The sequence below is a fragment of the Teichococcus aerofrigidensis genome (assembly GCF_054073225.1).
In genome coordinates this window covers 1-6,231 of sequence record NZ_JBSXMU010000161.1, presented here as the reverse complement: position 1 = coordinate 6,231, position 6,231 = coordinate 1, and the positions used below count along the sequence as shown (strand labels likewise).

8 protein-coding genes are annotated in these 6,231 nt (G+C 75.5%); 3 read left to right on the top strand and 5 right to left on the bottom strand.

Annotated elements, in window-relative coordinates; genetic code table 11:
- Positions 1-147 precede the first annotated feature (147 nt).
- Positions 148-1,422, top strand: a complete 1,275-nt coding sequence (purD, locus tag ACVMLK_RS19360) for a phosphoribosylamine--glycine ligase (RefSeq protein WP_457487341.1) — start codon at positions 148-150, stop codon at positions 1,420-1,422.
- 22 nt (positions 1,423-1,444) lie between these two features.
- On the opposite strand, the gene ACVMLK_RS19355 is transcribed toward purD, so the two are convergent.
- From ACVMLK_RS19355 to ACVMLK_RS19335, 5 genes are all read right to left on the bottom strand, one after another.
- Positions 1,445-2,095: a YciI family protein gene (locus ACVMLK_RS19355; RefSeq protein WP_457487340.1), complete on the bottom strand. Its 651-nt coding sequence runs from the start codon at positions 2,093-2,095 to the stop codon at positions 1,445-1,447.
- Positions 2,096-2,114: 19 nt separating this feature from the next.
- The gene (locus tag ACVMLK_RS19350) at positions 2,115-2,630 is read right to left on the bottom strand and encodes a GNAT family N-acetyltransferase (RefSeq protein ID WP_457487339.1); all 516 of its coding nucleotides are present in this window, start codon (positions 2,628-2,630) and stop codon (positions 2,115-2,117) included.
- 69 nt (positions 2,631-2,699) lie between these two features.
- Complete coding sequence (locus tag ACVMLK_RS19345) at positions 2,700-2,930, bottom strand: DUF3072 domain-containing protein (protein ID WP_198366552.1); 231 nt, start codon at positions 2,928-2,930, stop codon at positions 2,700-2,702.
- A gap of 82 nt (positions 2,931-3,012) precedes the next feature.
- A complete protein-coding gene (locus ACVMLK_RS19340) occupies positions 3,013-3,540 on the bottom strand; it encodes a biotin transporter BioY (protein WP_457487338.1) in 528 nt (175 codons plus the stop codon).
- Positions 3,537-4,625: an A/G-specific adenine glycosylase gene (locus tag ACVMLK_RS19335; protein WP_457487337.1), complete on the bottom strand. Its 1,089-nt coding sequence runs from the start codon at positions 4,623-4,625 to the stop codon at positions 3,537-3,539. The genes ACVMLK_RS19340 and ACVMLK_RS19335 overlap by 4 nt, the downstream gene beginning before the upstream one ends.
- 242 nt (positions 4,626-4,867) lie before the next feature.
- Between ACVMLK_RS19335 and ACVMLK_RS19330 the strand changes: the two genes are divergently transcribed.
- Together ACVMLK_RS19330 and ACVMLK_RS19325 are read left to right on the top strand one after the other, a co-directional pair.
- Positions 4,868-5,299, top strand: a complete 432-nt coding sequence (locus ACVMLK_RS19330; protein ID WP_457487342.1) for a DUF721 domain-containing protein — start codon at positions 4,868-4,870, stop codon at positions 5,297-5,299.
- A gap of 216 nt (positions 5,300-5,515) precedes the next feature.
- A complete protein-coding gene (locus ACVMLK_RS19325) occupies positions 5,516-6,127 on the top strand; it encodes a DsbA family protein (RefSeq protein WP_457487336.1) in 612 nt (203 codons plus the stop codon).
- The last annotated feature ends 104 nt before the right edge of the window (positions 6,128-6,231 follow it).

Below are 6,231 nucleotides of genomic sequence, written 5' to 3'. Positions count from 1 at the left end.
GGCCACCGCCACCCCGGAGCCGGTCGGCGCCTACCGTGCCTGGCGGGGCCGCCAGTCCGACGCGTCCCGCCTCCGCGCGCGGGCGGGCTGACGCGGCGCCCGCGTCATGCTAGCGCGGCGCCGTTCCGCTTGAGGGGTAGGCGCGCGATGAAGGTTCTCCTGGTGGGCGGCGGCGGCCGCGAACATGCCCTGGCCTGGGCGCTCTCGGGCTCCGGCCTGCTGAGCCGGCTCTGGGTGGCGCCGGGCAATGCCGGCATCGCCGAGATCGCCGAATGCGTCGCCATCGGCGCCGAGGATGTCGCCGGCCTCGTCGCCTTCGCGACGGCGCAGGCGGTCGATCTGGTCGTGGTCGGCCCCGAGGCGCCGCTGACGCTGGGCCTGGCCGATGCCTGCGCGGCCGCCGGGCTGCGTTGCTTCGGCCCCAGCGCCGCGGCGGCGAGGCTCGAGGGCAGCAAGGCCTTCACCCGCGAGGTCGCCACCGCCGCCGGCGTGCCGGGCGCCGAATGGGCGCGCTTCACCGACCCCGCCGCCGCCCGCGCCTATATCCGGGAGAAGGGCGCGCCGATCGTGGTCAAGGCCGACGGGCTGGCCGCCGGCAAGGGCGTGGTGGTGGCGGCCTCCGTCGAGGAGGCCGAGAGGGCCGTCGCCGAGATCATGGAGGATCGCGTCCACGGCGCCGCCGGGGCCGAGATCCTGGTCGAGGAATGCCTGGTCGGGCAGGAGGTCTCCTTCTTCGCGTTGTGCGACGGCACCACCGCCCTGCCCATGGCGGCGGCGCAGGACCACAAGCGCGTGGGCGAGGGCGACACCGGCCCGAACACCGGCGGCATGGGCGCCTATTCCCCGCCCCCCGCCTTCACGCCCGAGATCGAGGCCGAGGTGATGGCGCGCATCATCCGCCCCACCCTGGCCGAGATGACGCGGCGCGGCACCCCCTTCCGCGGCGTGCTCTTCGCCGGCTTGATGCTGACGGACGGGGGGCCACGCCTGATCGAGTTCAATGTCCGCTTCGGCGATCCCGAATGCCAGGTGCTGATGATGCGGCTGCAATCGGACCTGCTGGCCGCGCTGCTGGCCGCCTGCGACGGCGAGCTGGACCGCTTCACCCTGCGCTGGTCGCGCGAGGCCGCGATGGTCGTGGTCATGGCGGCGCGCGGCTATCCCGGCGCCTATGCCAAGGGCAGCGTGATCGAGGGGCTGGAGGCGGCGGCGCAGGTGCCCGGCGCCCAGATCTTCCACGCCGGCACGGCGCGGGCGGAGGACGGGTCGCTGATCGCCACCGGCGGCCGCGTCCTGGGCGTCGCCGGCAGTGGCGCGTCCCTGCGGGCGGCGCGCGACGCCGCCTATGAGGCGGTGGACGCCGTGCGCTGGCCCGGCGGCTTCTGCCGCCGCGACATCGGCTGGCGCGCGCTGGATCGCTGAGCCGGAGACCGCCGGCCCCCGCTCAGGCCGCGCCAGGCAGGGGGCAATGGGGCAGGGGACGGTAGGGCAGGGGCGCGAAGCGGGTGCTGTGCCATTCGACGTCCCGCCAGACGCCCTCCGTCACATAGGGGTCCGCCGCCCACCAGGCGCGGGCCGCCTCGGGCGCCGGATGCGCGGTGATGGCCAGGGAGCCGATCATGCGCCCGCCCGGACTGTCCAGCAGCGCCCCGCCCACGGCGAGCAGGCCCTCCGCCGCCGCCGGACGGACACGGGCGAGATGCGCCTCGCGCGCCGCCATCCGGCGTGCCGGCGCGGCGCTGTCCTGGCCATCCCGGGCGAGGGCGATGACATGGCTGGGCCGGCCGGGCGCGGGCCCCGCCGGAAGCGGAGGGTAGGGCAGCGGGGCGATGCGGAAGGGATGAGCCGTGTGGCTCTCCCAGATTCCCTCGCGCCGGAACGGCTCGGCCTCGAGGTAGCGCTCGAGCGCTTCCTCCGTCACCAGCATCAGCGATCCCCGATAGGCGCCGTCCTCCTCCAGCAGCGGCACGCCGAGGATCAGCGATCCGGCCTCGGCCATGGGGCGGATGAGGGCGAGATGCGCCTCCCGCACGGCGCCGATCCGCGCGCCGGCTCCGGCCGAGGCCCGGGCCAGGACCAGGCGGCATTCCGTCATCCCACGTCTCCCATCCGGCTCACCTGCCCGAAGGGAGGGCCGGGCCGTGGTCCAGCTCCAGCGCCATGTAGATCGTCCCCGGCAGGGGGTTGGCATAATAGGCTTCCGTGCGGCGGAAGCCGAGACCGGCGTAGAGCGCCTGCGCCGCCTGCATGGAGGCGAGGGTGTCCAGCCGGACGCGCCGGTAGCCCATGGCGGCGGCGTGGTCGAGGACCGACCGGGCCAGGCGGCGGCCAAGGTCGTGGCCCCGCGCCTCGGGATGCACATAGAGACGTTTCATCTCCGCCTCACCCTCGGCAGCCATGGGGCGCAGGGCGACGCAGCCGAGAGGCCTGGCCATTCTGCCGCGGGCCAGGAGGAGGATTCCGCGCGGCGGCGCATAGGCCCCGGGCAATCCGGCCAGCTCGGCCTCGAAGCGCTGGAAGGCGAGATCGATGCCGAGGCCCCGGGCATATTCAGCGAAGAGGCCGCGGATCGCCGCGATATCCTCGGGCGAGGCGGCTTCGACGATCCGGACGGTCGGGTGTTCGGGCATGGTCCTTCCTGGCGGCCCAGGCCCACCCTTAACGCGGCTGCATCACCCTTGCCCAGAGGAGGACAGGGTTCAGTGGTCCCGCCCGCGTCCGGTCCTGGCCTGCAGCGCGTCGATCCGCTTCGAGGCCTCGGCCTTGGTCAGCCCTTCCTCGAAGGGCTCGCCGGCCTCCTCGCTCAGGGTCCTCAGATAGCTGGCCTGGGCGCCGGTCATGGTCTCCTCGCCCGTGGTCCAGTTGTCGGGATCCTTGACGGTGTTGTTGGGCGCCGTGTCGGCGGGAGTGTCGTCCTTGGGTTTGGCCATCGGGTCCTCCGGGCGCCTGTTCGCGCCTTGTTCCCGATGGAAACGACGCGGGGGCGGCGTGGGTTGCGCCACCCCCGCGCGATCAGCGGCGCCCGGTGGCGCGCAGCACCGCCAGGGCCAGGCCCGTCTTGACCAGGGTGCCGGGGATGAAGAGGACGAAACCGGCCATGACGGCCTGCTCCAGGCCGGTGAAGGTGGCCAGCCAGAGCACGCCGGGGATGAAGAGAAGCAGGTGGGCGGCCAGCAGCACCCCGGCCTGCCGCGGCAGCGCGCCCCGCGCGTGGCCGGCCAGCCAGGCGGCGGCGGCGAAGCCCAGCAGGTATCCGGCGGTCGGGCCCATCAGCGCGGCCGGGCCGGCGCCGCCGCCGGCGAAGACCGGCAGGCCCATGGCGCCTTCCGCCAGATAGAGCAGCACGGTGGCGGCGCCGAAGCGGGCGCCGCCCAGGGCGCCGAGCAGCAGCACGACCAGCGTCTGCAGGGTCGCCGGCACCGGCCACATCGGCACGCTGACCTGGGCCGAGGCGGCGAGCGCGGCGGAGCCCAGCAGGGCGAGGCCGGCATACAGGGCACCGGTGCGGGCGCGCCGGGCGGAAGGCAGGATCATCGTCATCGGGGAGGGTCCGTTCTGGCGTCTTGATCCACCGGGCTTGCCACGATGCCCGCCTCCCCGGCAAGCGCCAGCAGCCGCTGCATGGCGCCCGGCAGCGCCGCGATGGCCGCGTCCAGCGAAAGCCATTCGCCCTCCGCCACGAGGCCGGGCGGCGCCTCGGCCGCCAGCAGGGTCATGCGCAGCTCGAAATGGGTGAAGCCATGCCGCGCCTCGCCCGGCAGCGGGCGCCAGTTGGGCGTGGCGGCGGGCGCGAAGGCCATCGCCTCGGTCTCGGTCCAGCCTTCCTCGCGCCAGGGGGTGCCGGGCAGGCCGAGCATGCCGCCCAGCAGGCCGGTGGGCGGGCGGCGGCGCAGCAGGATGCGCCCGGCGGCGTCCGTCAGCAGGAAGTGCACGCCGCGCTTCAGCGGCCGCGCCGCCCTGGGGGCCTTGCGCGGCAGGCCGGCGGCGATGCCGGCACGCTGGCCGAGGCAGGCATCGCGCCAGGGGCAGAGGGCGCAGGCCGGGTTGCGCGGCGTGCAGATCGTGGCGCCGAGGTCGAACAGCGCCTGCACGAAATCCGCCGGCCGCTCGCGCGCCGCCGCCTGCTCCATCCAGCCCTGGGCCAGGGCGGCCAGGCGCGGGCGCGCGCCCGGCAGGGGCTCCTCGATGGCGAGCAGCCGGGCGGTGACGCGTTCGACATTGCCGTCCAGCGGCACCACCGGCCGGTCGAAGGCGATGGCGCCGATGGCAGCGGCGGTATAGGCCCCGATGCCCGGCAGCGCGCGCAGTCCCTCCACGGTGTCGGGGAAGCCGCCCCGCTCCGCCACGGCCCGGGCACAGGCATGCAGGTTGCGGGCGCGGGCATAGTAGCCGAGCCCGGCCCATTCCTCGGCCACCGCCTCCCAGGGCGCGGCGGCGAGGGCCCCGACGCTCGGGAAACGCGCCAGGAAGCGGCGCCAGCGCGGCGTCACGGCGGCGACGGTGGTCTGCTGCAGCATGACTTCGGAGAGCCAGATGCGGTAGGGATCGCGCGTCGCCTCGCGCCAGGGCAGGGCGCGGCGGTGACGGTCGTACCAGGCGAGCAGGGCGGGGGCAGGGGGCAGCACGGATGCAGGAAGAGGACGAAGCGCGCCGCAAGGCAAGCCCCCATGGGAGTCCCCGTGGAAGTCCCCATGAAAGTCCCCGCGGCGACGCGCCGGGCGAGGCCGCCGCCAGGCCCCGCGCCCGCTTCGGCCGCGCCCCCGCCTCATCCCCCCCCGCCTCATCCCCCCCCGCCTCATCCCCCCCCGCCTCATCCCCCTCGGCCGCGCCCCCGGCCGCGGAGGCGCCCTGGCGGGCCGATCTCGGCCTGCGCCCCGTCGCCGCCCTGCTGCCGCGCGTGACCCGCCCGGCCTTCCGGCGGCGCAGCCCGGCGGCGGCGCATCTGATGTCCGACTGGCCGCAGATCGTGGGCCCCGTGCTGGCGGCGCAGACCATGCCGCAACGGCTGGTCGGCGGCACGCTGACGCTGGGCTGCTCGGGCCCGGTCGCCATGGAGTTGCAGCATCTCGGGCCGCAGCTGATCGCCAAGGTGAATGGCGCGCTCGGCCAGCGCGTGGTGGAGCGGCTGCGGTTCGTGCAGTCCGCCATGCCCGCCGCGCCGCGCCGCGCTCCCCGCCCGGCGCCCGCCGCCCTCCCCGAACCGGTCAACCGGGCGCTGGATTCGGTGGAGGACCCGGAGCTGCGCGCCGCCCTGGCGCGGCTGGGGCGGGGCGTCTACCGGCGCGCGACCGGCTCCTGAGGCCGCCGGGGCGGGACCACTGATGGCGAAATGCAACGCCGGATGGACAGCCCCGCCCCGCCACGCCATCTGCGGCGGGAGCGTGTCCGGCGCGCCCGATCGGAGAGAAGCCGCTCCGGAGCAGGGAGTGTCCGGAGAATTCCATCCGGCCGGCGTTTGCTCTAAGCACGGCCGCGCCTGGCCCGCGCCGCCTCTCGATCCTCAGGAGATTCCTCCATGCCGCTGTCCCGCCGCACGCTGATGCTAGCGCCCGCCATTCTCGCGCCGCTCGCCGGGATACGGGCGGCACGCGCCCAGGGCGGGGCCGATCCGCGCCTCGGCGAGCGTGCCGCCGGCAAGCCGGAGGCCGGCGCGACGGTGATCGAGTACTTCTCCCTGACCTGCTCGCACTGCGCGCATTTCCACAAGGAGACCTGGCCGCAGGTGAAGAAGACCCTGGTGGAGACCGGCAAGGTCCGCCTGGTCTGGCGCGACTTCCCGCTCGACCAGCTGGCGCTCGCCGCCGCCCAGGTGGCCCGCGCCCTGCCGGCCGAGCGCTATGAGGGCTTCATCGGGGCCCTGCTGGCGAGCCAGGAGCGCTGGGCCTTCGCCCGGGACGCCGACCATATCGGCGAGATCGCCAAGGTCGCCGCCCTGGCCGGGATGGGCCGGGCGCAGGTGGACGCCGCCATCGCCGACGAGGCGCTGCGCCGCGGCATCCTGGAGGGGCGGCTGAAGGGCGAGCAGGAGCACAAGGTCAGTTCCACGCCGAGCTTCGTCTTCGGCAGCCAGACCGTGCCGGGCGCGATCAGCTTCGATCGCTTCGCCGAACTCGCCGGCGCGGCTTGAGCAGCGGGGCGGAGGGGAGCGGCGGCCCCCCCCCCCCCCCCGGGGGGGCGGGGGGGGGGCCGGCGGGGGGGGGGGGGGCGCCCCCCCCCCCCACGGTGGAGATG